This window comes from Ectothiorhodospira haloalkaliphila ATCC 51935, from assembly GCF_000633935.1.
Taxonomy (GTDB): domain Bacteria; phylum Pseudomonadota; class Gammaproteobacteria; order Ectothiorhodospirales; family Ectothiorhodospiraceae; genus Ectothiorhodospira; species Ectothiorhodospira haloalkaliphila.
Genome location: NZ_KK214998.1, coordinates 1,124,901 through 1,149,798 on the forward strand (window position 1 = coordinate 1,124,901; position 24,898 = coordinate 1,149,798).

General features: G+C 59.0%; 26 protein-coding genes and 2 pseudogenes. 14 read left to right on the forward strand and 14 right to left on the reverse strand.

Translation table 11 applies throughout. The features are described from left to right. Window positions 1-153 precede the first annotated feature (153 nt). The 4 genes from ECTHA_RS0113100 (at window position 154) to ECTHA_RS0113115 (ending at window position 5,503) form a co-directional block, all read left to right on the forward strand. The gene (locus ECTHA_RS0113100; RefSeq protein WP_025283002.1) at window positions 154-1,302 is read left to right on the forward strand and encodes a glycosyltransferase family 4 protein; all 1,149 of its coding nucleotides are present in this window, start codon (window positions 154-156) and stop codon (window positions 1,300-1,302) included. 88 nt (window positions 1,303-1,390) lie between these two features. Continuing rightward, window positions 1,391-2,566, forward strand: coding sequence for a DegT/DnrJ/EryC1/StrS family aminotransferase (locus ECTHA_RS0113105; protein ID WP_025283003.1), 1,176 nt, complete (start codon window positions 1,391-1,393; stop codon window positions 2,564-2,566). Further along, window positions 2,560-3,174, forward strand: coding sequence for a sugar transferase (locus tag ECTHA_RS18320; protein WP_025283004.1), 615 nt, complete (start codon window positions 2,560-2,562; stop codon window positions 3,172-3,174). Before ECTHA_RS0113105 ends, ECTHA_RS18320 begins: the two co-directional genes overlap by 7 nt. A gap of 61 nt (window positions 3,175-3,235) precedes the next feature. Next, entirely contained in the window at window positions 3,236-5,503 is a 2,268-nt protein-coding gene (locus ECTHA_RS0113115; RefSeq protein WP_084306997.1) for a S8 family serine peptidase, read from the forward strand. A 29-nt stretch (window positions 5,504-5,532) separates the two neighbouring features. Here ECTHA_RS0113115 and ECTHA_RS19595 read toward each other — a convergent pair. After that, window positions 5,533-5,673: pseudogene (locus tag ECTHA_RS19595) on the reverse strand (PD-(D/E)XK nuclease domain-containing protein); the annotation flags it as partial. Between the two features lie 24 nt (window positions 5,674-5,697). Here ECTHA_RS19595 and ECTHA_RS20410 point away from each other — a divergent pair. The 3 genes from ECTHA_RS20410 to ECTHA_RS0113130 all read left to right on the forward strand — a co-directional run bounded on the left by ECTHA_RS20410 (window position 5,698) and on the right by ECTHA_RS0113130 (window position 7,686). After that, window positions 5,698-5,868, forward strand: coding sequence for a type II toxin-antitoxin system RelE/ParE family toxin (locus ECTHA_RS20410; protein ID WP_238984853.1), 171 nt, complete (start codon window positions 5,698-5,700; stop codon window positions 5,866-5,868). Between the two features lie 7 nt (window positions 5,869-5,875). Further along, window positions 5,876-6,157 carry a HigA family addiction module antitoxin gene (locus tag ECTHA_RS0113125; protein WP_025283007.1) on the forward strand — a complete coding sequence of 94 codons (282 nt, stop codon included), beginning with the start codon at window positions 5,876-5,878 and terminating at the stop codon, window positions 6,155-6,157. Between the two features lie 266 nt (window positions 6,158-6,423). Then, window positions 6,424-7,686: an IS256 family transposase gene (locus tag ECTHA_RS0113130; RefSeq protein ID WP_025283008.1), complete on the forward strand. Its 1,263-nt coding sequence runs from the start codon at window positions 6,424-6,426 to the stop codon at window positions 7,684-7,686. A gap of 181 nt (window positions 7,687-7,867) precedes the next feature. On the opposite strand, the gene ECTHA_RS0113135 is transcribed toward ECTHA_RS0113130, so the two are convergent. From ECTHA_RS0113135 to ECTHA_RS0113150, 4 genes are all read right to left on the reverse strand, one after another. Next, window positions 7,868-8,524: an outer membrane beta-barrel protein gene (locus ECTHA_RS0113135; RefSeq protein WP_156946842.1), complete on the reverse strand. Its 657-nt coding sequence runs from the start codon at window positions 8,522-8,524 to the stop codon at window positions 7,868-7,870. Window positions 8,525-9,040: 516 nt separating this feature from the next. Next, window positions 9,041-9,652, reverse strand: a complete 612-nt coding sequence (locus ECTHA_RS19940) for a hypothetical protein (protein WP_128571856.1) — start codon at window positions 9,650-9,652, stop codon at window positions 9,041-9,043. Window positions 9,653-10,012: 360 nt separating this feature from the next. Then, window positions 10,013-11,581 (reverse strand): ATP-binding protein, encoded by a 1,569-nt coding sequence (locus ECTHA_RS0113145; protein WP_025280970.1) that lies wholly within the window; start codon window positions 11,579-11,581, stop codon window positions 10,013-10,015. A 164-nt stretch (window positions 11,582-11,745) separates the two neighbouring features. After that, entirely contained in the window at window positions 11,746-13,308 is a 1,563-nt protein-coding gene (locus ECTHA_RS0113150; protein ID WP_026623798.1) for an ATP-binding protein, read from the reverse strand. Window positions 13,309-13,645: 337 nt separating this feature from the next. On the opposite strand from ECTHA_RS0113150, the gene ECTHA_RS0113155 reads away from it, so the two are divergent. The 3 genes from ECTHA_RS0113155 to ECTHA_RS20415 all read left to right on the forward strand — a co-directional run bounded on the left by ECTHA_RS0113155 (window position 13,646) and on the right by ECTHA_RS20415 (window position 15,684). Continuing rightward, window positions 13,646-13,984: a type II toxin-antitoxin system RelE/ParE family toxin gene (locus tag ECTHA_RS0113155; protein ID WP_025282610.1), complete on the forward strand. Its 339-nt coding sequence runs from the start codon at window positions 13,646-13,648 to the stop codon at window positions 13,982-13,984. Then, window positions 13,981-14,265, forward strand: coding sequence for a NadS family protein (nadS, locus tag ECTHA_RS0113160; protein WP_025282609.1), 285 nt, complete (start codon window positions 13,981-13,983; stop codon window positions 14,263-14,265). Before ECTHA_RS0113155 ends, nadS begins: the two co-directional genes overlap by 4 nt. Window positions 14,266-15,015: 750 nt before the next feature. Then, the gene (locus ECTHA_RS20415; protein ID WP_025282608.1) at window positions 15,016-15,684 is read left to right on the forward strand and encodes a hypothetical protein; all 669 of its coding nucleotides are present in this window, start codon (window positions 15,016-15,018) and stop codon (window positions 15,682-15,684) included. A gap of 61 nt (window positions 15,685-15,745) precedes the next feature. Here the strand turns inward: ECTHA_RS20415 and ECTHA_RS20720 are convergent. Together ECTHA_RS20720 and ECTHA_RS0113170 are read right to left on the reverse strand one after the other, a co-directional pair. Continuing rightward, window positions 15,746-15,889: pseudogene (locus ECTHA_RS20720) on the reverse strand (IS3 family transposase); the annotation flags it as partial. 137 nt (window positions 15,890-16,026) lie between these two features. Further along, entirely contained in the window at window positions 16,027-16,314 is a 288-nt protein-coding gene (locus tag ECTHA_RS0113170; RefSeq protein WP_025280892.1) for a transposase, read from the reverse strand. Between the two features lie 136 nt (window positions 16,315-16,450). Here ECTHA_RS0113170 and ECTHA_RS0113175 point away from each other — a divergent pair, with 136 nt between their 5' ends. Continuing rightward, window positions 16,451-17,590 (forward strand): glycosyltransferase family 4 protein, encoded by a 1,140-nt coding sequence (locus tag ECTHA_RS0113175; RefSeq protein WP_025282607.1) that lies wholly within the window; start codon window positions 16,451-16,453, stop codon window positions 17,588-17,590. Window positions 17,591-17,617: 27 nt separating this feature from the next. Here ECTHA_RS0113175 and ECTHA_RS0113180 read toward each other — a convergent pair whose 3' ends face one another. The 3 genes from ECTHA_RS0113180 to ECTHA_RS18330 all read right to left on the reverse strand — a co-directional run bounded on the left by ECTHA_RS0113180 (window position 17,618) and on the right by ECTHA_RS18330 (window position 19,446). Further along, the gene (locus ECTHA_RS0113180; RefSeq protein WP_025282606.1) at window positions 17,618-17,932 is read right to left on the reverse strand and encodes a hypothetical protein; all 315 of its coding nucleotides are present in this window, start codon (window positions 17,930-17,932) and stop codon (window positions 17,618-17,620) included. Window positions 17,933-17,959: 27 nt separating this feature from the next. Beyond that, window positions 17,960-18,172, reverse strand: coding sequence for a DUF6447 family protein (locus ECTHA_RS0113185; protein WP_025282605.1), 213 nt, complete (start codon window positions 18,170-18,172; stop codon window positions 17,960-17,962). Between the two features lie 284 nt (window positions 18,173-18,456). Then, on the reverse strand, window positions 18,457-19,446 hold the full coding sequence (locus ECTHA_RS18330; RefSeq protein ID WP_025282604.1) for an RpnC/YadD family protein: 990 nt from the start codon (window positions 19,444-19,446) through the stop codon (window positions 18,457-18,459). A gap of 54 nt (window positions 19,447-19,500) precedes the next feature. On the opposite strand from ECTHA_RS18330, the gene ECTHA_RS0113195 reads away from it, so the two are divergent. Then, entirely contained in the window at window positions 19,501-20,253 is a 753-nt protein-coding gene (locus tag ECTHA_RS0113195; RefSeq protein WP_025282603.1) for an Rpn family recombination-promoting nuclease/putative transposase, read from the forward strand. 477 nt (window positions 20,254-20,730) lie between these two features. Beyond that, entirely contained in the window at window positions 20,731-21,492 is a 762-nt protein-coding gene (locus tag ECTHA_RS0113200) for a hypothetical protein (RefSeq protein ID WP_025282602.1), read from the forward strand. Window positions 21,493-21,599: 107 nt separating this feature from the next. Here the strand turns inward: ECTHA_RS0113200 and ECTHA_RS0113205 are convergent, their stop codons facing one another. After that, window positions 21,600-21,812: a DUF6447 family protein gene (locus tag ECTHA_RS0113205; protein ID WP_025282601.1), complete on the reverse strand. Its 213-nt coding sequence runs from the start codon at window positions 21,810-21,812 to the stop codon at window positions 21,600-21,602. 33 nt (window positions 21,813-21,845) lie between these two features. After that, the gene (locus tag ECTHA_RS0113210; protein ID WP_025282600.1) at window positions 21,846-22,640 is read right to left on the reverse strand and encodes a SapC family protein; all 795 of its coding nucleotides are present in this window, start codon (window positions 22,638-22,640) and stop codon (window positions 21,846-21,848) included. A gap of 305 nt (window positions 22,641-22,945) precedes the next feature. Between ECTHA_RS0113210 and ECTHA_RS0113215 the strand changes: the two genes are divergently transcribed. Next, entirely contained in the window at window positions 22,946-23,899 is a 954-nt protein-coding gene (locus ECTHA_RS0113215; protein WP_025282599.1) for a transposase, read from the forward strand. 221 nt (window positions 23,900-24,120) lie between these two features. On the opposite strand, the gene tnpB is transcribed toward ECTHA_RS0113215, so the two are convergent. Both tnpB and tnpA read right to left on the reverse strand, forming a co-directional pair. Continuing rightward, complete coding sequence (gene tnpB / locus ECTHA_RS19605; RefSeq protein ID WP_084307001.1) at window positions 24,121-24,279, reverse strand: IS66 family insertion sequence element accessory protein TnpB; 159 nt, start codon at window positions 24,277-24,279, stop codon at window positions 24,121-24,123. Next, entirely contained in the window at window positions 24,279-24,584 is a 306-nt protein-coding gene (gene tnpA / locus ECTHA_RS0113225) for an IS66 family insertion sequence element accessory protein TnpA (protein WP_025282598.1), read from the reverse strand. Before tnpA ends, tnpB begins: the two co-directional genes overlap by 1 nt. Window positions 24,585-24,898 lie beyond the last annotated feature (314 nt).

Sequence of the window (24,898 nt, forward strand, 5' to 3'; positions counted from 1 at the left end):
AGGGCTAACTCCGGCCAGCGGTGGAAAGCAGCTTTTTGGGTATGCCTGAACATCGCACGGGCCACTTGAGTAACCCCTCGACAGCCGATGGCGACGGGCTGCAGTCACTGTGGCATTTTCGCGCAAGCACGGTATTTGACACCTGGAACTATCATGCCCCGACTCCTATTTTTGGTGAATGAACCGAACTGGTTCGTCTCACACCGGTTGGCCGTTGGTCGGGCCGCACAGGATCAGGGCTTCGAGGTCCATGTCGCCGGACCTGGGCAGGTGCCGAAGGAGATTCTTGAGGCAGGCATGACATTTCATTCGGTGCCGCTTTGCCGTAAAGGAATGAACCCTTTTACAGAGCTTAATGCTATCTCCTCGTTGGTGAGCCTGTTTAGATCCGTGCGTCCGGATATTGCCCATTTGGTCACCATCAAGCCATACCTTTACGGCGGCATTGCCGCCCGCATTGTGAATATCCCCGCGGTAGTTTCAGCAGTTGCAGGTCTGGGAACGGCATTTATCCGCAATGATCTCCTCGCGCGCATTTTTCGAGGTTTGCTTTATCCAATGTTCAAGCTGGCATTTGGGCATGGCCGGCAGCGCGTCATTTTCCAAAATAATGATGACCGTGCTGTACTGGAACAATGGGGTGTGGTTTCCGCCCATCAATCAGTGGTCATCCGTGGCTCGGGGGCGGACCTTATACAATACAGGCCTTGCGCCGAAATTGAGGGTCCGCCCATTATCGCCTTCGCCGCTCGCCTGTTAAAGGATAAAGGCCTCGTCGAATTCATTGATGCCGCACGCATCCTCAAACGCCGGGGCATTGATGCTCGTTTTTGGGTCATCGGGGAGAGGGATCCCGGAAATCATGCAACGGCAACAGAACAGGAACTGGAGTTTTGGCGCACCGAAGGCATTGTGCAGTTTCTGGGCTATCGGAGGGATGTTCCTGATCTATTCCGTCAGGCACATATCATTTGCCTACCTTCATATCGAGAGGGATTGCCCAAGGTGCTGGTGGAGGGCGCCGCAGCGGGACGAGCCGTGGTCACGACCAACGTCCCCGGTTGCCGTGATGCCATTGAACCCGACCGCACCGGGTTGCTCGTACCAGTCCGAGACACCGAGAAACTGGCAGATGCCTTACAGCGCCTGATCCAAAACCCGGATGAACGCCGTGCGATGGGCCGGGCAGGGAGGGATCTCGCCGAAAGAGAGTTCGAGATCGGCAAGATCGTTGGCGCGCACCTGGATATATATCACGAACTGTTGCAAGTACGCAGAGCGGAAAAAGCCGAACAGACCTGAGGAATGGTGGCATGTCGACCGACATGGTCAGCGTTCGTCGCGCATCGTTACAGCGGTTATTCATAGAGGAACCCATGGAGCCTCGTCATTGAGAGACAAAAGTAAGGAATTCATCCTGTTTGCATGCCCAGACATCGGTGAAGGGGAAATTGCAGAGGTGGTGTCCACGCTTCGTTCTGGCTGGATCACCAGCGGGCAACGCACCAAGCAATTCGAATCTGACTTTCGGGCTTTCCTTGGTGGAGATGACCTGCATTGCGTTGCGGTCAACTCCGCCACTGCGGGGCTTCATCTCTCACTGGAGGCACTGGGTATTGGCACCGGAGACGAGGTGATCGTCCCGAATTACACGTTCACCGCCACCGCGGAGGTCATACGCTATCTTGGTGCCACACCGGTACTTGTGGATGTGGACGAACACACGTTCAACATAGATCCCGCATGCGTGGAGATGGCCATCACAGACCGGACGCGTGCCATCATGCCAGTGCACTTTGCGGGGCTGGCTTGTGACATGACCTCACTGGATGTTTTGGCAAAGCGCCATGGCCTCGACCTGGTCGAGGACGCAGCCCATGCGCTGCCAACCACTTGGCGAGGTTGCACCATAGGCACCCTGGGTTCCGCGGCGTGCGTGTTCAGCTTCTACGCCAACAAGACCATAACCACCGGCGAAGGAGGAATGCTGGTAACAGCCGATCCTGACCTTGCAGACCGCGCCCGAAGCATGCGTTTGCATGGCATCAACAGGGACGTTTTCAACCGCTACCAATCCGAATCTCCGGATTGGTACTACGAAGTGATCGCACCCGGTTTCAAGTACAATATGACCGATATCGCAGCAGCGCTGGGACTGCATCAGTTAAGGCGGCTGCCCGAGTTCCATGCTCGTCGGGAATATCTCGCTCAAGGTTATGACGAGCGGCTTGCTGATTTGCCAATTCGACTACCGGCCAGTGCGCCTCCGGGAGATGTACAGTCCCGGCACCTTTACCCAATTCGTCTGCTACCTGAAGCAGGTCTGGATCGCGATTCATTTATTGAGGGCATGGCGGCCCGGGGCATTGGTTGTTCAGTGCACTTCATCCCGCTACATCGTCACCCCTACTGGCAGGCATACTGTGGTGTTTCAGCAATGGATTTCCCCGTGTCTGAAATGTTGTTTCAACAGGAGGTTTCACTACCGCTGCACACGGCCATGTCCGATGAACAGCTTGACCGGGTTGTAAACGCGGCGCGGGAACTACTGGAGCACACATGCTGAAGAGGTTTTTTGATATAGCGGCGGCAACTCTGGGGCTGGTGCTGCTCATGCCCCTGCTGCTGGGCATCGCCGTTTGGATAAAACTTGACTCCCGCGGCCCCGTGTTTTTTCGCCAAGTACGCGTTGGGCAACATGGCAAACCTTTTCGGATTATCAAGTTTCGCACCATGCGAACCGATAGTGAAGCCGCCGGGAAGTTGACTCTTGCGGAGGACTCACGGATCACACGATCCGGTCGATTCCTGCGTCATTACAAACTCGATGAACTGCCACAATTGATGGATGTACTGCGCGGCACCATGAGCCTGGTGGGCCCCCGCCCGGAGGTACCTGAATATGTGGCGCACTACCCAGCTGATGTAAGGGAAAAGGTTCTATCTCTTCGACCTGGGCTAACCGACTATGCTGCGTTAGAGATGCTGGACGAGAGCCGTCTTCTAGCGCAGTATGAGGATCCGCATCGAGCTTATCTTGATGTCGTGCTGCCGAGGAAGCTCGCTCAGTACCAGCAATATGCGGATAAACAATCCTTCGGAGAAGATACCCGAATCATTCTGCGTACGATCCTCTGCCTAGCACGCAGGCGCACAGACCACGAGTCCCCTTGATGGCCGCGTGGGGTCACCCGAGGGCCGAACCGGCCCGACCTGCCGAGAGGTCAGCCCGACCATGACCCATGCTACTCTCCGTCGCCTAGGACTCCTGCTTCTCACCCTGGCGCTGTCCGGATGCCTTGGCGGTGGTGGCGGCGGGAGCAATGTCCGCCCCACCACGGACACACCGACTGCCGAACCCACCGACAGTGCCGTGCCGACGACCGGCGATACGGTTCTGGTGGGCGTGGTTGATGGGCACTTCAACACACGTCACGTGGAACTGGTGGGCAGCGTGCAGGATACCTGGAACCTGCTCACACAGGATCGCGATGTCACCACCCCCCGGGCCGGTCAGGATGGAGTGCCGAACCATGGCACCCCCGTCGCCTCCCTGGTGGCCGGCAGGACCACCGGCACGGCCCGCGATGCGCGGCTTTTTCTCGTGCGGGCCACGGACTCCAACCAGGCCTTCGCCTCCACCCTGGCCGAAGGTGTTGAAAAGAGCATCGACCAGGGGGCCAGGGTGGTCAGCCTGAGCTTTGCGGTGCCCCCGGCGGCCCTTGCCGGCACCTCTTCAACAACAGCCCCCCTGGCGGACCGCATCCAGGAGGTGACCTACACCCCCGCGCAGGGCACCCCCGTGACGGTGGGCACCGCCCTGGTGATCAGCGCCGGCAACACCGCCGCCAGCCTCTCGGATCAGCGCTTCTACTACAACCCGACCGATCGGGACCAGCGAAGACTGATGGAGCGCACGATCCTCGCCGGCGGGTCCTCCGGGACATCCCGGGCTGCCCAGAGCAGCTACCCCGGCGAGCGGGAGGACCTGCAGGCGCGTTTTCTGCTGGCTCCCTTTTCCAGCCGTGCCGCCGACGGCACCACCGACGATGGCTATCTCACACTGCGCGGCACCTCCGGGTCCACCCCCTTGATCGCCGGGATGCTGGCCGAGTTGATGTCGCGCTGGCCGCATCTGACCGCGCCGACCGCCACACGGCATTTGCTGGACACCGCGGACCGAGGCTCCCCCCTGTTCGACCGTAACGATTGCGGCGAGAGCGGCACCGTCAATTGCGGCGCCTATTACATGGGGCGGGGGCTTGCGGATCTGGACGCGGCCTTGCGACCCAGGGGAGAACTGGCGGTGGCCACGGGGCTCTCGGTGGAGGGGGCGTCCGTGCCTGTCCGCCAGAGCTGGTCTGCCTGGTCCCAGGCGTTCGGGGGCGAACTGGCCGGCCTGGAGGAAGGCACGCGGGGACTGGTGGGGTTCGACACCCTGGGCCGTGACTACACGCTGCACACCGCGGACAGCCATCAGCCGCTTCGCACACACGCACGCCGACTCACGGATCGCATGGAGGCGCAGTTGCAACGAGGTCGCCTGGAGCCCGCCCTGCACGCCCAGGTGACGCCCCGGGTTTCCATGACCAGCCGTTTTGATCCCAGCGGCGAACTGCAGGCAGGACGTCTGCATGCAGAGCTGGACGGCCTTGCCGTCTCCGCCTTCACCGCCCGGGACGAGCTTGAGGACCTGCCCGGTGACTTTGGCGCACAGCCCCACGGCATGGCCACCCTCACCCACACCGGCGGAGACCTGGCCTACCATCTGCAAGAACGCACCGGCCTGAGCGCGGACCTGCGCATGGCCCAGGGCCTGAACCTCCACACCCGTTTCTGGTCAGGCAGCGCCGACCGCAGCGCGGGACAGGCACTTCAAGGCCGGGCCTTGTCCACCTATCGATCCCGCCACCACGATGTGGGGATTTCCTACGCGGCGGGTGATCACACCCTGCTGTCGCTCACCCTGGGGCAACGACGGGAATCCGGCGGGCTGCTGGGCTCGGTGGGCAGCGGCGCCTTCAACATGGACGGGGGCACACGCCTGAACACGGCGCGCGCTGGTGTGGATATCCAGCTCAATGATCACTTTGGCCTGTGGGGCCGGTACGAGCGCGGCTTCGTCCGGTTCCCGGAGGGCGGCGGCCTGCTGAGGTCGCTGAACGATGTGCAAACGCAGCAGGCGGGCCTGGGTCTGCACTGGCGCGCCGACGACGCGCATCAGGGCTTTTTCAGCCTGGCTCAGCCGCTGCGCGTGGAATCCGGACAGGCAGCATTCGACATTCCGGTGGGCCGCACCCTGGAAGGATCAGTCATCCGGGAACGCCGGCAAGTCCCCCTCACCCCCACCGGCCGGCAGACCGATATCGAACTGGGCTACGCCTTTTCACCCTCCCCCACCCGGCGCCTGGAGTTCAATGTGCTGCATGTGCTGGAGCCGGACCATGTGCGCACTGCCCCTGCCGACACGGCGGTGCTGACACGGTACGGGCGGCGGTTCTGAGTCGGTGCCAACTACGGCAGGTGTCAGGCTCAGATCGTCTCCACATCAAAAGCCACGATCTGCCGCCTTTCGCGGGAGAATTCCACACCGATCAGGTGAATGGGCTTGCCGGTGGCGCGGTATTTATCGGCGTAGCCTCTGGCCTTGATCTGTTCCAGGGCAAAGCCCTTTACGAGAAGGGATCAACGAAAGGGGTGCAGCAAAACCACGTCAAGAAACTGCGTCGCATTCTGGCCAACCTGGATGAAGCCAAAGAGTCGCAGGATATGGACTTACCAGGGTACAAGCTGCATGAACTGAAAGGTGATCGAGAAGGGTTCTGGTCAGTACACCTTGGTTCTTTCACGTTAAACAGCAAGAGGTAACATCATCATGGCCCTGTTCAACCCACCACATCCCGGCGAAATTTTGAGAGAGGACGTCATCGAGGCCTTGGGCTTGACCGTAAGCGACGCCGCCAAGCGACTGGGGCTGACCCGAGTACAGCTTTCGCGCGTACTCAATGAGCGTGCCGGCATTAGCCCCGACCTGGCCGTGCGTCTTGAGCGCGCCGGCATCAGTACCGCGAGACAGTGGATGGCTCTGCAGTCGTCTTATAAACTGTGGCAAGCCGAGCAACGCTCGCAACCTGATGTCGAACGCCTAAAGGTCTGAATCCCGATGGGGAGTCTGAGGCGCTGATGGTTCGCCATGCCTGGGCCTCCGGGGACAAGTATCATGCCGATGGCAGTCTATCATGGTCCCGGAGGTGGACCACTTCAGTGCTGTGCTTGGGTGGGAGCAGCCTGTGCCTGTCGTCGCCCTCCTGCTTCGTGGCATTTAAGGGAGTTAAAGTCAGATCTGGTGTATGGGGAAGGAAGGGTGGCGTATCCTGTTGATTGATCACGACCAAGATCTCAATCAACAAAAACGGATACGCCATGACCAAGTCTACCCTTCAAGCTGTTTCACAACCAGAACCTCAGGCCACGGATCCGCTGCACGAGCTGCTGCGCCAGGGTGCCCGCGACCTGATCACCCAGGCGGTCGAGGCCGAGCTGGCCACCTTCCTGGCGCAGTATGCCGAGAAGCGCCTCGAGGATGGGCGTCAGGCCGTGGTTCGCAACGGTCACCTGCCTGAACGCACGGTTCAGACCGGGATCGGTGATGTCAGCGTCAAAGTGCCCAAGGTGCCCAAGGTGCGTGACCGCAGCGGGGGTGGCGCCTGCTTCAACAGCAGTCTGCTGCCACCCTACCTGAGACGGGCTCGCAGTGTTGAGGAGTTGATCCCCTGGCTCTACCTGAAGGGGGTCTCCACCGGGGACTACCAGGAGGCCCTGGGGGCGTTGCTTGGCGAGAAGGCCAAGGGGCTCTCGGCCAACACAGTGTCACGGCTCAAGAAGCAGTGGGAGGACGAGCACACCACGTGGCGGCAGATGGACCTGTCAGACCGTCGCTACGTCTACTGGTGGGCAGACGGCATCTACAGCAAGGTGCGCATGGATAACCGTTTGTGCCTGCTGGTGATCATCGGAGTCACCGAGCACGGTCGCAAGGAGCTGGTGGCTGTCGAGGATGGGTTCCGCGAGTCGGCAGATAGCTGGGAGGCGCTGCTCACCCACCTGCGGGAACGCGGCCTCACCACCGGTCCCAAGTTGGCTGTGGGTGACGGTGCCATGGGGTTCTGGGCGGCGCTGAGCAAGGTTTATCCACAGACGGACCATCAGCGTTGCTGGGTTCACAAGACGGCGAATGTGCTCAACAAGCTGCCCAAGTCGGTGCAGCCCAAGGTCAAGTCTGACCTCCAGGAAATCTGGATGGCGCAGACCCGGGAAGGGGCTCACAAGGCCTTTGACCGCACCCTGAAGCGCTTCGAGGCCAAGTACCCCAAGGCGATGGCATGCCTGAACAAGGACCGGGATGAACTGCTGGCGTTTTACGATTACCCGGCGGAGCATTGGGTGCACATCCGCACCACCAACCCGGTTGAATCGACCTTCTCTACGGTTCGCCTGCGGACCAAGCGCAGCCGGAACTGTGGATCCCGGGCGACGACCCTGGCGATGGTATTCAAGCTGCTTCAGAGCGCCCAGAAGCGCTGGAGACGCATCAAGCATTTCCAGAAGCTGGAACTGGTCGTCAACAACGTCAAGTTCCAGGACGGGGAGCAAGTAATCGATCAGTCAGACAGGAAGGCCGCCTGACCGTCGTACACCAGATTTGACAATAACTCCATTTAAGGTGGAGACGAGCATAGCGCGACCGACCCTGGCCTTCTTTCGGAAGGGGGGCACCAAAAGGCGTGGAACTCTTCATGAATTCCACGCCTTGAGAGTCCTTCCCCTATTTCCCTTTACACTTCAAACATAACGCGAACTGCTACCATCATCTCCCAAACGCATACTGGTAGCCGAGAGTGAAAATCTTGGTATCATCGCCAACACCAATCGTTCCCCGAATGGAGTGTTGATCCTGCCACCAACCCGCCACACCAAGAGAAAGAATGGTTTCATCCCCGAAGTCATCATAGCTCGAGCGGTAAACATTGGCATTTACCTCAAAGCTCTGACTTACCCAATGCCTGGCAAACGCACCAAACCCAATTCCATTTTCATCGGCTTTCCCACAATCCCACGAAAAGCAAACCTCCGCCTCCGTGTTGAGGAGATCCAAGACCGCACCTACGTCTGTCCTATCTCCAACGGCTTGCACCAAGCCCACACCAATCCCTACATCCCGCACACTGATCTCCGTGCGAGATCCTTTGCTACTTTGGTAAGAATAGCCTAGGCGCAGAAAAACGTTATCAGTCGCCTGAAAACTGGCACCAAGCCCTACCCCGGCAACGCCATCGTGAACCTCCCACCCATAATACGTGGGCATATAAAGATCATCATCAAAGCTTGTGTAAACATACGCCACGTCGAGCGTACTGTAACTGAAATTGGAGGCACTCGCACAAACCGGCGCAAGCAGCAAGGATGCAGCAAACACACTAGAGGCAGCAACCTTGGAAGACACAACGCGACCATTCAATGGCACTATAAACTCTCCTGAGACTGCGTCCATCAGAGGACAATTATTTATTTTTATAAGCCCAAAAGCTCGTTTGAATCATACAGACTTAAACCAGAGATCAAAGCACGCAGGAATAAGCAATACCTGCTTTTTGCGCTCAGAATCCAGGCATCAGTCACGTATGCACTTTCAGAACCGCCTGCACCCACTTATTACGGATGACACCAAGGACGACCATCGCAAAATAATGTGAAGCTTTAGGAGGCAGCCCTAAAAGCGGCAGATACGATATCACGTTGATTTTCCTGAAAACGACCGCTTGTCGGGTTTTTTGGTCAGCTAACGGTTTGACGATGTAGGGATTTTCCTACAACGGATCGCCAAGGCAATGGTTTTATCACGCCACCACGCCAGACCGGTACGGCACTGCTGAACTCCATGTCCAGCTTGGGACGCTCCCTGTCCCCATCGGCAAAGATGGCCGAGTTAAAATCACTAATAACTGGGCACCAGCCAACTCGGGCTCATGAGCTGCTCATGTCATGGATATGCCTCCACGAGCGTGACTTCCGCCCCCGTCTTTTTCACTTCATCAACAACGCCTTCGATCGTGCGAGGCAGGAACTGGCTGGAGTCGCCCAGGACGTTACGCGCCAAGGTCGCTCCCAGCAGAGCCGGGGTCACAGCACCAGACTTCTTGCTGAAGGCAACATAAATATCAATATGATAACCGGCCTTATAGGGCTGAAGACACAAGAAGAAAGTGGTGTTTTCTCCGTACTGATTCATTGAGCGGTCATCAGCATTCACCGTCATCACAGCCTGATCACACGAAGGCACACGAAAGGCCCCCCCAGACGCCGCAGCTAACGCACCCAAGTTGGAACCTTGGAACGGGTCGACCAACCTGAACCGTGCAGGCTCATCCGGCAACGGGGAAGGTGGAATTCGGTTATCTACCCGAACCTCACTCATGTGGTTTTGCAACCCCGTTACAATGGCATCACTAAGATCACGCGTGGTTATGGTATCGGTTGGCGTGACATGATAGATGGCATAACTTTCTTCTCGCTCCGTAGTAGGCGTCATGGAAGCACAACCCACCAGAACCCCCAAAGATAAAGCCGCGGCAACAGGTACAAAAGGTCTCATCAAAAAGTTTCCTTTGAATAATTTTCAGGGAAATCCAATCGCGTTACAAAAGCCCCCATGTGAAGTCGACAGCATAGCTGTAGCGTTGACCTCAAATAGCCTGGCGCCCCCAGCGCCCGCCAACGCCGATCAACTCGCACGGAAACTGAGCCACAGAGTGTCATAGCGGCATCCCCCAAGGACACCGCTCATCTGAATTTTGGCGCACTTCAAGGAGTGTTTTTGTAGGGATTTTCCTACAATCTGACCTCTTCGCCCCCCCACTCAAGCTGGAACCAGCGGATCGGGCGTTCGACCAACGGGTACAAGCTGCATGAACTGAAAGGCGATCGAGAAGGGTTCTGGTCAGTACAGTCAGGCTCAGATCCTCTCCACATCAAAAGCCACGATCTGCCGCTGTTCGCGGGAGAATTCCACACCGATCAGGTGAATGGGCTTGCCGGTGGCGCGGCATTTATCGGCATAGCCTCTGGCCTTGATCTGTTCCAGGGCCTTGCCTTCGGGCAGTTGCTCCACCACCTTGAACTCGAACAGGTAGATATGCCCGGCAAAGTCCACAGCCATGTCCACCTTGCCGTGGTGGCTGGAGTCTTCCACCGTGACCTGGACCCCCAGGGCCGCAAAATGGCTGTAAAACACACTGGCATAATGCCCTTCGTATTGGGCGATGGGGTTGTTGCGGTACCAATCGTGGGGCAGACCGGCGTACAGGGCTTTCATGTGGGCCTCAAGGCCTGCCATGTCAGCGGCCTTCAGCAGGCGGGGCAAGCGGATGACCACGTCATCGAAGACGGCATGAGTCACACCCAGCGCCGGTAGCAGAGCCTCGTTGAGGCTGATCTCCACCTCCTGGTTGGGCAGGCCCAGTTTGTAGAGTGGCCGGTTCGGGACTTCTTCGTGGATGTCCTTCAAGGTGAGGTAGCCGGTCTGGAACAGCAGGGCATCGGTGGAGATATCCTCCACATCGAAGCGGCTGAGCAGTGCCGGTCGGCTGTGCCAGGCGGTGAGCGCAGGAGTGAAGACGCCGCGTTCCTTGAGGATATCCACCAGAAAGGTGGGGGTCGCGCTCTCGAACCAGTAAGGTCCGAACTGACGATTTTGCAAGAGCAGCAGCACATCGAAAGGGTTATAGACGGAGGTCACCTCCTGCCCACCCCAGCGGTAACCGTTGTACCACTGCCGGATGGCATCGCGATCCAGGCCAGGCAGCTCGGGGGCAAACACCGTATCCAGATCATCATCGGTGTAGCCGCAGAGGGTGGTGAACTCGGGTAGCAGGGTGATGTCTCGCAGGTTGTTCAGCCCCGAGAACAGACTGACCTTGCTGAACTTGGATACGCCCGTGAGCAGCACCAGGTGCAGGTGCGGATCGGCATCCTTGAGCACGCTGTAGAGGTTCTTCAGGCCTTCGCGCAGCTCACGGGCGCGCTCGGGGTCGCGAATGTTGTCCAGGATGGGCTTGTCGTATTCATCGATCAGCAGCACCGCCGGCTTGCCCGTTTCCTGGTAAGCGAGTTCCAGCAGGTCCGAAAATTCACCGGGAATATCCGCCTTGGGCGTGGCAGCCAGCGTGAAACGCTCCCGATGCCTGCGCAGCTGATGGCGAATGCGCTCATCCAGCTCATCTCGGCTGCGCATCACGCCGCTGCCAAAACTCAGGCGGATCACCGGATGGACGGTCTGCCAGTCCCAGCGGTCGTGGATGTAAAGCCCCTCAAAGAGTGACCGACGGCCCTCGAACAGGCAGCGCAGGGTATCCAGCAGCAGGCTCTTGCCAAAGCGTCGAGGGCGGGAGAGGAAGTAGTACTTGTTCTGATGGACCAGACGCTCAATGACGGGGGTCTTGTCCACGTAGTAGTAGCCCCCCTCGCGGATCTCGGAGAAGGTTTGAATCCCGATGGGGAGTCTGAGGCGCTGATCAGTAGCCATGCAGGCCTCCAGAGTGAAGCGTCGTACGGGCGGGAGTTTATCACAGCCGCCGGGAAGGGCCGCTAATGCTCATGCTTCACGGCGGGTGCCCCCCCCGATCATGAAAGATACGATCCAGGTCCCTCATGGGGTGGGTACCTGGCCAGCCAGCTTGCATAGGGAGTTCAGATCGTCTCCACATCAAAAGCCACGATCTGCCGCCTTTCGCGGGAGAATTCCACACCGATCAGGTGAATGGGCTTGCCAGTGGCGCGGTATTTGTCGGCGTAGCCTTTGGCCTGGATCTGCGCCAGGGCCTTGCCTTCGGGCAGTTGCTCCACCACCTTGAATTCGAACAGGTAGATGTGCCCGGCAAAGTCCACCGCCATGTCCACCTTGCCATGGTGGCTGGAATCTTCCACCGTGATCTGCCCCCCCAGGGCCGCAAAGTGACTGTAAAACACACTGGCATAATGCCCTTCGTATTGGGCGATGGGGTTGTTGCGGTACCAGTCGTGAGGCAGGCCCGCATAGAGGGCCTTGAGGTGGCTTTCCAGCCCGGCCAGGTCATGGTTGCGCAGGTGGGTAAACAGGGTTCTGCGCTCCCGAGGTGCGTTTTCCAGGCCCAGCGAGGGCAGCAGGGCAAGGTTGAGACTGGTTTCCACTTCCTGGTTGGGAAAGCCCAGGGTGTACTGGCGGTACCCCAGCATGGGTTCTTCCAATGTCTTGATGGTCAGGTAGCCGGCCTGGAACAGCAGGGCGTCGGTACTGATGTTGTCCACGTCGAACTGGCTGAGCAGTTCGTATTCCGTTTCCCAATGGTCCAGAGACGGCGTGTAGATACCCCGTTGCCTGAGCATATCCACCAGAAAGGTGGGAGTCGCGCTCTCGAACCAGTAGGGGCCGAATTGGCGATTCTGGAGCAACAGCAGGACGTCGAAGGGGTTATAAACGGAGGTCACCTCCTGCCCACCCCAGCGGTAACCGTTGTACCACTGCCGGATGGCATCGCGATCCAGGCCAGGCAGCTCGGGGGCAAACACCGTATCGAGATCTTCATCGGTGTAGCCGCAAAGGGTGGTGTAGTCGGGTAACAGGGTGATGTCGCGCAGGTTGTTCAGCCCCGAGAACAGGCTGACCTTGCTGAACTTGGAGACACCGGTGAGCAGCACCAGGTGCAGGTACGGATCGGCGTCCTTGAGCACGCTGTAGAGGTTCTTCAGGCCTTCGCGCAGCTCGCGGGCGCGCTCGGGATCCCGAATGTTGTCCAGGATGGGCTTGTCGTATTCGTCGATCAGCAGCACCACCGGCTTGCCCGTTTCCTGGTGAGCAAGTTCCAGCAGGTCCGAAAATTCACCGGGAATATCCGCCCTGGGCGTGGCAGCCAGCGTGAAACGCTCGCGTTGCCTGCGCAGCTGATGGCGAATGCGCTCGTCCAGCTCATCGCGGCTGCGCATCACGCCGCTGCCAAAACTCAGACGAATCACCGGATGGACGGTCTGCCAGTCCCAGCGGTCGTGGATGTAAAGCCCCTCAAAGAGTGACCGACGGCCCTCGAACAGGCAGCGCAGGGTGTCCAGCAGCAGGCTCTTGCCGAAGCGTCGGGGGCGGGAGAGGAAGTAGTACTTGTTCTGGTGGACCAGGCGCTCGATGACGGGCGTCTTGTCCACGTAGTAATAGCCCCCCTCGCGGATCTCGGAGAAGGTCTGAATCCCGATGGGGAGTCTGAGGCGCTGATCAGTAGCCATGCAGGCCTCCGGGAGTGAAGCGTCATGCTCGTGAGAGTTTATCACAGCCGCCGGGAAGGATTTGCACCTCCAATCTCTCGCCAGCTTATCCTGGCGCACTGCCTGTTCCTTTCCCCCCCGGGCCTCCACGTGAATGATCACCCAGGTCTCGCTGCCATCCCGTGCATACACCTGGATCAGCTTGCCGGCACGGCGTCGACCACTATTTCATGTCACCGTTTGCCTCTGGAAGGCACGGTTCAAGAGTGCCCCTTTTCCCATCATTCCTCTTGGCGTACGAACACCTCTTGGCGTACTATGTACACGCACCAAGACGCCGGCCAAGGTAACCATTTCCGTGAGCCATGCTGTTGAATTCATTGAAACCCCGACCTTCACCCGGCAGATCCAGACGATGGCCACGGATGATGAGCTCAAGGAACTTCAGCGTATCCTCATCGCCCAACCGGACAAAGGTGATCTGATTCAGGGGACCGGTGGACTTCGCAAGATCCGCATGGCGCTGGGGCATCAAGGTAAGCGCGGCGGCGCTCGGGTCATCTATTTTCTAGCCACCGCAGAGGTCATCTACCTGATACTGGCCTACCCCAAGAGCATCAAAGACAGCCTGACGCCCTCCGAAAAGGCCGCACTGAAAACACTGACCCACCATTTGAAAGGGGAAGTTTCCAAATGAGCATCTTCGACGAACTCCAGACATCGTTGCAGGAAGCGGTCGATATCAAGCAGGGCAAGGCTAAGGCAAGCCGCGCCACCCGCCATGAGATAGCGGATGTCAAGGCGATCCGCGCCCAGTTGCACGTTTCCCAAGTAGAGTTTGCCCAGGCCATGGGGACAAGTGTCGATACGGTCAAGAGCTGGGAGGCCAAGCGCCGCAACCCCACCGGCCTAGCCGCAAAGGTACTGGCCACCATCCAGGACAACCCAGCTTTCTACAACGAGCTTGCCTCCCACTGACCCACCGATCCGAAGAAGAAGGGGGCCATTGCCAAGCGGCAGTAGCCCTCACCGCGAATAGGGTGGGTTCCCGGCCAGCCAGCTTCCATAGGGAGCTCAGATCGTCTCCACATCAAACGCCACGATCTGCCGCCTTTCGCGGGAGAACTCCACGCCGATCAGGTTCGATGTGCTCGCCTCAGTATCCACGTAAACCGAGCCACCGCCCAGACAGAACCCAATAAAGGTATCCGCACTCGCCGAAGCAGGCAGTGCGATTGCGGCAGCGAGAAGAGCCGACTTGCAAATGGTTTTTCTTGAACTTCATCTCACTTTCCTTTTGGCTTTTTTATTTTTTTCCATGGGAGCAGTCAACAGCAAAAGGAAAAACGGGGCCAGAAGATACGCCACCAGGCGGTCATGCAGGAATCAACACATCCCGCCATAGACTCCACTTCGAAGCCAAGGGCCGCCCCACACGGGGGTATCCGAGACCTGCCACCAGGGATGCCCAATCCCTTGCCCAGGCCGTGAGCGGGGGGGGGTGAAGACGCCGCGATCCTTGGGAATCTCCACCAGAAAGGTGGGTGCGGCACACCTGAGTGGACGCCATGATAAACTCCTGCCAACAAAAGCCTGCTGCTGGACACCCTGCGCCGCCTTTTCGGAGCTCGCGAGACCCTGTTTCACCGGCACACCGATTCATTTGATCGGGTTGGACTTCTCCAGCCAGCAACGGCAAATCGTGGCATTTGAGGTGGAGACAACCCAATGAGACTCACCATCTTCCAGCGATATTGGATACAGGGATTCATGAAAGGAAATCTCATCGCTTATACCGGAATAATATTGAAATACACAAGAGAGCACTCAGTCACTGATACAGATGTCGCAGAACTGATCATGATGCCTTTATCCTTTGTCAATTCAGTAAAAAGCGCATACGACAGCGGCATCACCGATCCTGAGGACATCGTCGACCAAATGGATCTTGACGCAGAGGATCTTGCAGAGTGGAAAAAAGCTTCGGAGCGTCGCGGCATTGAAGCCTACATCGAATCAACTCATAAAGATAAATTTGGCAAACTGCCTGAGTGGGTACTGGAAAAAATCAGGACCGCCCCGGAAGAAGAGCTGCAAAAATGGCTCGATGGATCAACGGATCACAGACAACTGGAAGAAATATTTCTGGGGCGTGACCTGTGCGAACAGGTACTCCAATTACCCCCAGACATTTGGGACTCCGATGCCTTCCTCAAGGGAATGAGAAGGACGCTACGCATACAGCTCCAGGAAAAGTTCAATGACATGCCGCTCTGGGCTGACGAAGCCTTACATCAAAAGGACCATGACCAACTCGTCCAATTGAGTCGCGACATATTACGTTCCAGCACTCTGGAAGAGCTGCTGCTGAGAGAGGACAAAATGGAGCGGCAGTAGCCGGTCGCAGGTAGGGATAGATCCGGTGGCCCTCGCCCGGTCGACTGGTACGCGGCCTCGGATACACGGCGTGCAGGCCCATCTGGCGCATCAGCCGCTGGACTCGCTTGCGGTTTACCGGGTGGCCCAAGCGGTTGAGATAGGCCCTCATCCGCCGTGAACCATAGAACGGCCTTCGCAGGTATTCATCGTCAATCAGGCGCATCAGCTCCAGGTCGCTATCCTGGGCCGGCTTGGGCCGGTAGTACACCGAGGAACGACTGATGTCGAGCAACTGACACTGTCGCCGGACGCTGACATCAACCGCCCGTGGCTCCACCAAGGCCTGTCGCTGGGCCCGGCTCAACGACCGAGCCTGCGCGATAAAAAATCCCGTTCCACCGTCAGCTTGCCGATCTCACGGTACAGGGTGTCGATCTCCTCCTGGGTCTTCTGGGCCGCCTTGCCCCCGCCCTTGCCCTCGAAGATCCCCGTCGCCTTGTCCAGCAACTCACGCCGCCACTGACTCACCATGGTCGGATGGATCTCGAAGCGGGCTGCCAGCTCCGAGGTGGTCTGCTCCCCTTTGAGGGCCTCAAGGGCCACCTTGGCCTTGAAGTCAGCGCTGTATTGCTTGCGTTTCCTGCTCATGATCAGATTCTCCTGTCGGAATGATCAGAGCTTAACCCCTGGTCCGAATTTTGGGGTCCACCTCAAAGGGGACCGCCGCCGTTTTCTGCTATTCTTCCCTGCCACGTAACTGGTCAACCTTCACGACTCACCCTCCGTGACCCGCCTTCTTTTCGTCTGCAACTGTCCTGCCTTCTTCGTTTCCCACCGGCTGCCCATTGCCGAGGCCTGTATAGCTGCGGGTTACGATGTTCATGTGGCCACGGCAACCACCGATGCTGGTGCCTTAGCTGCCATCACCCGCGTTGGTGCACAGCATCATGGGTTACTGCTGGATCGCTCGGGCACTCACCCCTTGCATGAGGCGCGCACATTTGCGCAGATCTTCAGACTCATTCACCAACTGCGGCCGAAGATCCTGCACCTGGTCACCATCAAACCGGTGATTTACGGTGGGTTGGCGGCCAGAGTGCTGGGTACACCCTGCGGGGTGGCGGCCATCAGCGGGATGGGGCATCTCTTCATCAACGAGGACCGAGGCATACCTCGCCGCCTGCTGGAATGGGCCTATCGCAGCGCACTGAAACACCCCAATGGCCGCGTGATCGTTCAAAACCCCACGGATCGAGATGCACTCCGCAAATTGCACTCCATGCCCGAAGAACACAACCTGCTGATACCCGGCTCCGGCGTGGACCTGAAAACTTTCACCCAGGCCCCTCTTCCCACCGACGCCCCCCAAATCGTCGTCATGCCGGCGCGGATGCTGTGGACCAAGGGCGTGGGTGAATTCGTCGCAGCGGCCCGAGAACTGCGTCGGCAGGGGGTGAGTGCCCGATTTGTGCTCGTCGGCCCCCATGACCCCCATAATCCGGCCGGTATACCACTGGAACAACTGGAATGCTGGAGAGAAAACGCGGATGTGGAGTGGTGGGGACACCGCCAGGACATGCCCGACGTTCTGGCAAAAGCCACCCTCGTGGTGCTGCCTTCCTATCGAGAAGGGCTGCCCAAATGCCTTATCGAGGCGGCCGCCGTGGGGCGGCCCATCATCACCACCGACACACCCGGCTGCAGGGATACAGTCAATCCCGGTGAGACCGGGGTGCTGGTACCCCCAAGAGATGCCGGGGCACTTGCCCGGGCCATGGGGCAATTGCTCTCACAGCCGGATAAGCTGCGCTCCATGGGCAGGCAGGCGCGCATCAAGGCCGAAAGGGAATTCGGGCTACCCCGGGTTGTGAAGGCGCATCTGGAAATCTATGAGCAGCTCATGGCTGCTACCGGTGAATCATAAGAGCCCGGCCATCCCTGTCTACGCGGTTCACTCATCCTCGCAGCGGATCAGCATGGCGCGATCCATCTTCTCCAGCACCATTGCGGGCCCCGGGGACTGAGTCCACTGGCCCGTGGTGGCCAGGATCTCGTAGTTGCCATCACACTGCTCGTTCGCCGCAGCCAGGCAGTCACTCATGGACTGGTCAAAGCGCGAGCAATCCACCACATGCCCCTGACGCCCATCGCCCAGGCTAATGGGCGTGACCTGGGTTCCGGCACAACCGGCGAGCAACATCAGCGAAAGCGCCCCCAACAATGGCAGGCGAACCACCGGCGAAAAATAAGGCTTGCGAATCATCATTTTTTAACCCTTTGCCAACGCGGCGGATTACTGTGGGACCTTGGGCAACTCGGCTTCCAGCGCCCGAGCATAGGCGGCCCGAGCCGTCTGGGCGATGGCCAGTTGCTGCTTGAGCCGCTGGATCTCTTGATCCGTCACCCGCAGGTTGGCGATCTGGGACTTCGCGTTCTCAGACAGGGCTGAAACGTCGTATTCTCTGCCGTCAATGGTGATGTTGCCCGTTGGGGTTGCTTCTGCCATGGGGAACTTGCTCTCAAGTCGGATTAACCCCGAATTCTATTACATCCACGAAGGCAAACCCAAAGCCCACGACTCCTGGCCGCCCCTTGGTGACCACTTCACACCGAGGCTATGTACCAGTTGAAAGGGGAAGTTTCCGAATGAGCATCTTCAACCAACTCCAGACATCGTTGCAGCTTCGGCCCTGCGTTCAAGGCCTCGAGCGCATCCTTGATGACCTCGGCGTAGGTCTCAAGCTTCAGCGGCCCAAACTGCTCAGGGGGAGAGACGAAGGAAAGACAGAATCAGTGCTTGCCCAGCAGGGACTCCAGGCTGTCTGCCTCCATAATCCGCAACACCCAATCATCAAGCTGGGCATCCGTGGCAGCGGCCAGGCGTTCGTCTGCCCAGTCAGGCAACTCTCCAAATTTCAGGGCTAATTGCTTGCGCAGGGTGCCTTCCACACCCTGATGGCGACCTCGCTCAAGCCCCCGCTCAAGCCCCTGCTGAAGCGCTTTCTCTCGCTCAACGCGTTCAATCGTGTTAACGTAAGGCATTTTCTTCTCCTCCTGTAGGGCGTAGACCGCCTGCACAAACTCCGGTTCCAGCTCTCTGGGCAGCTGGATCATCCAGTCGATGATCCTGAACAGCTGCACGATCTGCTCGCGGCTATAGCCCCGTTCGTACAGCAGCCGAACCAGGGCGATCTTGACCTCCTTGCGCGTGGCACCATCCTTGACACGCTTGGCCTTGATCTGCGCCATCACCACCAGGGCAAAGACATTGTCGCTGACCTCCAGATCCGCCCAGCGCTCTTCCCAGTCAATCAACTTGGCCATGGGAAACGTGAACGACAGCTTGCAGCCCCAGCGCTCATACTGGAAGGCCGAGGGCCGAAAGCTCTCGCGGGTGTCCGCCAGCACCGCCAGACTCACCACATCCACCCCGTACCGATCCCGCAAGCGGTACTGGTAAGTGTACATCCGCTGCGCAAATCCTTCCTCCGGCTCGCCCTGGACCTCCACATGAATAAGCACCCAGGTCTCGCTGCCATCCCGGGCATACACCTGGATCAGCTTGTCCGCATGGCGTCGACCCGTGTTGGCATCCGCCGTGATCTGCTGCAGTTCCTTGTCCATGGGGTTGTAACCCCGGGGCCAGTCCACCTCTCCGTGGATTGCCGGGAACAGCAACTGCGTGAATTCCTGGAAGTAGTAATCCAGGGCCTCCTTCCAGGGGCTGTCGTGGTCCGTGGGCCTGTCGGCATCTTGCCTGTCGGCATCTTGTTCGGTCATGTGCACTCCTTTAGCAGCCTTTCGCTTTACCACGCCATATCCCGCTTGTTTCAAGTGGCCCTGCAGGATGGCCGCACTGCCTTCATCTACACCCTGATCGAGCACAAATCCTGGCCCGACATGGGGGCGCCCTTGCAACTGATGGGCTATCGCCACCGCATCTGGACCCGCTACGCCCAGGACAAACCGGAACGCCTGCGCGCGCTGCCACCCATCATCACCCTGCTGGTCTACCATGGCCGGACATCCTGGGATGTGCCCACCCGGCTGATCGACTGCATTGATGCCGACGAGGATCTGCTTGAACTGCAACGCGATGGACGCTACACAGTCAAAGACCTCACAGGCAGTGCGCCAGTCTACGAGGACTTCTCCGATCACCCTCTGCTGCGGGCAGGACTGGCGGCCCTGGCATGGGCCTTCGTCAAGCACTTTCAACCCGAGCAACTGGCCCGGTTACTGCAGGATTTACCCGATGAACACCCCCTCACCCGGCAGATATTGATTTACATCGTCCGGGTCCACACAATGACCGAAGATGAATTCAAGCAAGGGGTGGCCATGGCCAAACCCCATCTCGAGGAGGCACTCACCATGTCGCTGGCTCAGGAATGGATGGATCGCGGCGAAGCCAAGGGCGTGCAGAAAGGCGAGGCCCAGATGCTCATCTGGCTATTGGAACAAAAATTTGGGTCACAAGCTCCCAAGGCCTATCAGGACTCTATCGAAAAGGCTGACGAACCCCATGTTGTTTCCCACCCCAGATCAAGGCTTGGTCGGCCCGTCTGCTCACCACCGACCGCATAGAGGACGTCTTCAAGGACACACCGCCCATGCATTGAGCTGTGCCCGTTCTGGCAAAGACCTGCTGGCATGGATGACACCTCGGGGGTCCCCCGACACGGGCGTCAGACCGCCATGGCTCAGGGATCCATCCCCCCTCAATCGCTCAAGAGCCACCACAGACGTCCATTTCCTCATGGCAACCGATGCCCGCCGAAATCCACAAAAACCATCACGGGCGGTCTCAGCGGCCTGGAAAGGCGTCTGATCAAGCGTTTCCCGAAGCCAGATTGGAACCGCAAGTCAATGGGACGACGCAGGTCAATAACGCTACAAAGACCTCTTGGCTCACCCAGCACCGTGAGACGATCATACCCAGGGAATAGACAGGATCGCTCAGACTGCCACCAGCGGGTGATCACGGGACAGGGAGCCCACCCACTGGAAAACTGAGCAACCCGAGCCGCCACCCAGAAGGCAGAAACAGTTGGAGGATCCAGGATGCCAAGGTTCAAGGTCGAAGGGAAAGGCAAGGAAACTGGGAGAAAACGCAGCCGGACTTACAAGGCACGTGATGCCGATCAGGCTAAAGCGCTGGCAGCGGCTGACGGTACCGAGGTGGAATCCATTGTAGAACTGCCACCCGAACCCCCAAGCGAGGCGCAGATTGAATATGCGCGTGACCTGGGAATTCTGATCCCAAATGACGTCTCAGGCATCGATCTGAGCCACCTCATCTCCAATAAAGTGGAGGGGGATCCGCCTGCTTCGCCACAGGAACGCGCCATGGCTGAGGAACTGGGTCTCGAGGTCTCCCCATACATCGGTCAACGACGACTGTTCGCCAACATCAGCAGTGTCATGACCAACACCGATCGCCGCGAGGACATGGTCGGCTGGTATCTGTTCTGCCTGACCCTGGCACGCCCACACCGGGACCCCTCCAAACGGTTCACCACGCCACGCCATCCAGCCATTGTCTCCATAGCTGAAACCCTCGCGACGGATGATCAGTTGGTCACATCGATCCGTAACGAGCTGCGGAACAAGTCCATGAGGGATTACGAGCCGAACCAGAGTTACGCTTATAAACGAAGCATGGCCGCCTTGGAAAATTTCACATCCCGAAAGCCCGCAGATACCCCGCCCAGGCGCCAGAAAGGCCAGAAGAAAGAGAACAAGAGTGGGGAGAAAGCGTCCGGGATTGGTTGCCTGATCGTGGCCGCCATCATCATCTACCTGATCTTCCTGGCATTCTTCTGAGCCAGGAACCGGTGTCGGCCCACAAAAAGCCCTCCCCCTGGCCGGGGAACGAGCGCCAGATCTCACCCCAGCCACATCCCGGCAGCCACCGCCCTCCCCTTCATCCCTCACTGCTCCGTCTTAGGCAACTCCGCTTCCAGTGCCCGCGCATACGCCGCACGCGCCGTCTGGGCAATGGCCAACTGCTGGTTCAGACGCTGGATCTCCTGGTCCGTGATCCGCAGGTTGGCGATCTGGGATCGGCCGTTCTCGGAAAGGCTGTTCACATCGTACTGCTGACCGTCGATGGTGATCGTGCCGGGATTCGTGGCTTCTGCCATGGGGAAACTCCTGATGAGGGCTGAGTGGATGGATCAGTGGTCGAAACGGAACGACAACTCATCACCCTGACCAAAGAGATCATCGGAGGAGAGATCCGCAAGGGGATCTTTCGCCTTTTTGGCCTGGGCATCCTTGGCCAACCACTCGGCACGCTTGACCAGTTCTGGCACCTGATGCGTGGAGAATAACTGTGCATGAGCCAGGGCCATGGGCGCCCCGCGCAGCTTGGCGTATTGTTCGGGATCCAGCGCATTGAGGGCCTGCTCACTGATTCGGTGCAGTCCGTTCACCTTGAGCGGCTCCTGACCTTCGGAGCGTTTGATCTGCAAGGGCCAGGGCTCGATGACACCAACCTCGTTCAATACCTGAGTCGCTGCCAGCGTGGCCTGGCGGTTCTGCTCGCATTGCTTGAGGAAATCCAGCGACTGAGCGGCATGCTCGGCAAGCTGACCCTGGGCATCAAATAGCGGATCAGCGGCAGGATCATCAGTAACATGTTCCTGGGCGATGCAGAACACCTTATCCCCCTGAGGATTGTCGGCCAGACGGAATGGATAACCACGAAATGCAGCAGGCACATAGGTGCCCAACCAATCACCAGAAGGTGCCAGGTAAAGATTGCGTTGGCCATCCAGGCTCAACAAAACCACCGGCTGATAACCCTGCTCCAGCGCGATGAAGCCCAGTGTGTAGTGAGGCAACAGCTTGGGCAGTTCGGCCAAAAGCACGGGAGCCACTTGTTCAGCCTGGGCAAAGTGATACTTGTCTCGGCGCCGATATCGACCCTGGGCGTGGTCACTTCGGGAAATGGCTTGCCATTGGGTCATGGAAACTCCTCATTGGGGAAACTGATAGAAGGATGATAACAGACGATGAAGGGCGAGGTCGGCACCCGGCCAGATGGGCGAGAGAAAAGCCCATTCAAACGGTTACAGTGCCCCAGCGCGTTCCGGCCGCCTCCCTCAACTATTGCAGTCGGATTCATTCTTGGGCGTGGGCGTCTGGACAAGCCATCAAGCCACAGCACCCCATATCCGCCCTATCCCACCTTGGCCTTTCTCCCTCCCTGCGCTAGTCTGGTCGGACACCCGGCCAAGGAACCTGACCGGGAACCACCGTCCAGGAGGGACCCATGCCACGCCCCCGTAGCCAACAGATATCCATCACCGACACCCCCTACTACCACGTCGTCTCCCGCTGTGTGCGGCGCACCTTCCTGTGTGGGCAGGATCAGACCACCGGCAAGAGCTATGAGCACCGCCGGCAATGGATCGAGGATCGCATTCGGCTACTGGCCTCCCTATTCGCCGTGGACATCGCCGCCTACGCGGTCATGTCGAACCATTATCATGTGGTGGTCAAGCTGGACCCCGCGCAGGCCGAGCAGTGGTCCGATGACGAGGTGCTGCGGCGCTGGAGTTGCCTGTTCAAGGGGCCACTGCTGGTCCAGCGGTATCTGGCCGGGGACCCGCAGGAAAGCTACGAGCTGGCCCAGGTGGCGGAGTTCACCCAATGCTACCGGCAACGACTGGCAGACCTGAGCTGGTTCATGAAGTGCCTGAACGAACCCATCGCCCGGCAGGCCAATCAGGAGGACGGCTGTACCGGGCACTTCTGGGAGGCGCGGTTCAAGTCCCAGGCCTTGCGCACCGAGGCCGCGCTGCTCAGTTGCATGGCCTACGTGGATCTCAACCCGGTGCGAGCCGGGATGGCGGCCACCCCAGAAACTTCGGAACACACCAGCATCCGGGAACGCATAGCGCCCCGATTCGACCTGGCCCAGGCCGTGCGTGAACAGATGCAGAAGGAGTCCCTGCTGAGGTTCGATGGGCCGGTGAAGCCGCTGCTGCCGTTTGAAGGGGCATTCGCTGACCGGGAACAGCCCGGCATCCCGTTCGCGTTTGAGGATTACCTGGCCCTGGTGGATTTCACCGGGCGGGCCATCGACCCAAGAAAGAAGGGTGCCATTGCCAGCACCCAGCCGTCGATCCTGCAGCGCCTGGGGTTCACCCCGGATCAGTGGCTGAACCAGAGCACGCGGTTTGAGGCGTTGTACCGGCCACAGCGACGACGATCAGCGGCCTGAGGGCCTCCCCCTGACCAGCCTATACCCCTGCGGCGGTGATGCCGAGATGATGCTGTGTGTGCTGTTCAGCGGATGGGATTGAGATCGGGGAGAATCGGGGTCTGCAGGTGGTTCAGGCCCTGGGCGCCGGCTCGGACCAGGGGGGGGTGAACCGTTGTCATAATCGCCATCAGGCGAATCACCCAGCGAAAGACTCAAGAGTGCCTGTCCCCACCCCTTCCTCACGTGAAGGCATAGAGGGCACCCGAGAACGGGCTGTGCCCCAACTCCTGCTCCACCAGCAGCGCCAGGCCGTTGGCCTGCTTGCGAAAGTCGATCGGCGTCCGATACAGGTAGATCTCCGGCAGGTCATACGATGGGCGCAGGTACCGCTTGCGCATCACAGCTGCCTCAGAATCGCACCCAGCAAATCCACGTTCCCGGCATGCAGGCCGGTGATCGACACACCGCCAGGCAAGGAGACCGTCAGGCCGTCCGCAGCTTCCAACCTGGTGACTGGAGCCACCCGGGCAAACCCGGAGGGTGCCGCTCCATCCGGCCCAGGCGAACCGGCCAGCTTCTTGCGCCAATAGACAAACCGGCCATAGGCCAGCGACTCCTGCTTGCAATAGGCCATCCCGGACAATCCGGACGACCGCCACTGCGTGATATGCTCCTGCCAAAGTTCAGCTCGTTCGCAGGCCATGCTGATTCCTCCTGAGACTGTGGGGGATCAGTGTGGTCAATCTCAGGCCGGCAGGGTAGGTGCTGATTCTCGGGCGCTTACATTGGGTAAACTGATAGAAGGATGATAACAGACGATGAAGGGTGAGGTCGGCACCCGGCCAGATGGTCGAGAGAAAAGCCCATTCAAACGGTTACAGTGCCCCAACCCGAGGAAAGGATTACAGCAAGTCAACCTTGATGAGACTGAAGGAACGATTGATCCGCTTGAAAGGCATCGATATCTGTTCGCCCTTGGATCTTCAAGAGTGCAGGAACAGATATCTGGGAAGAAAG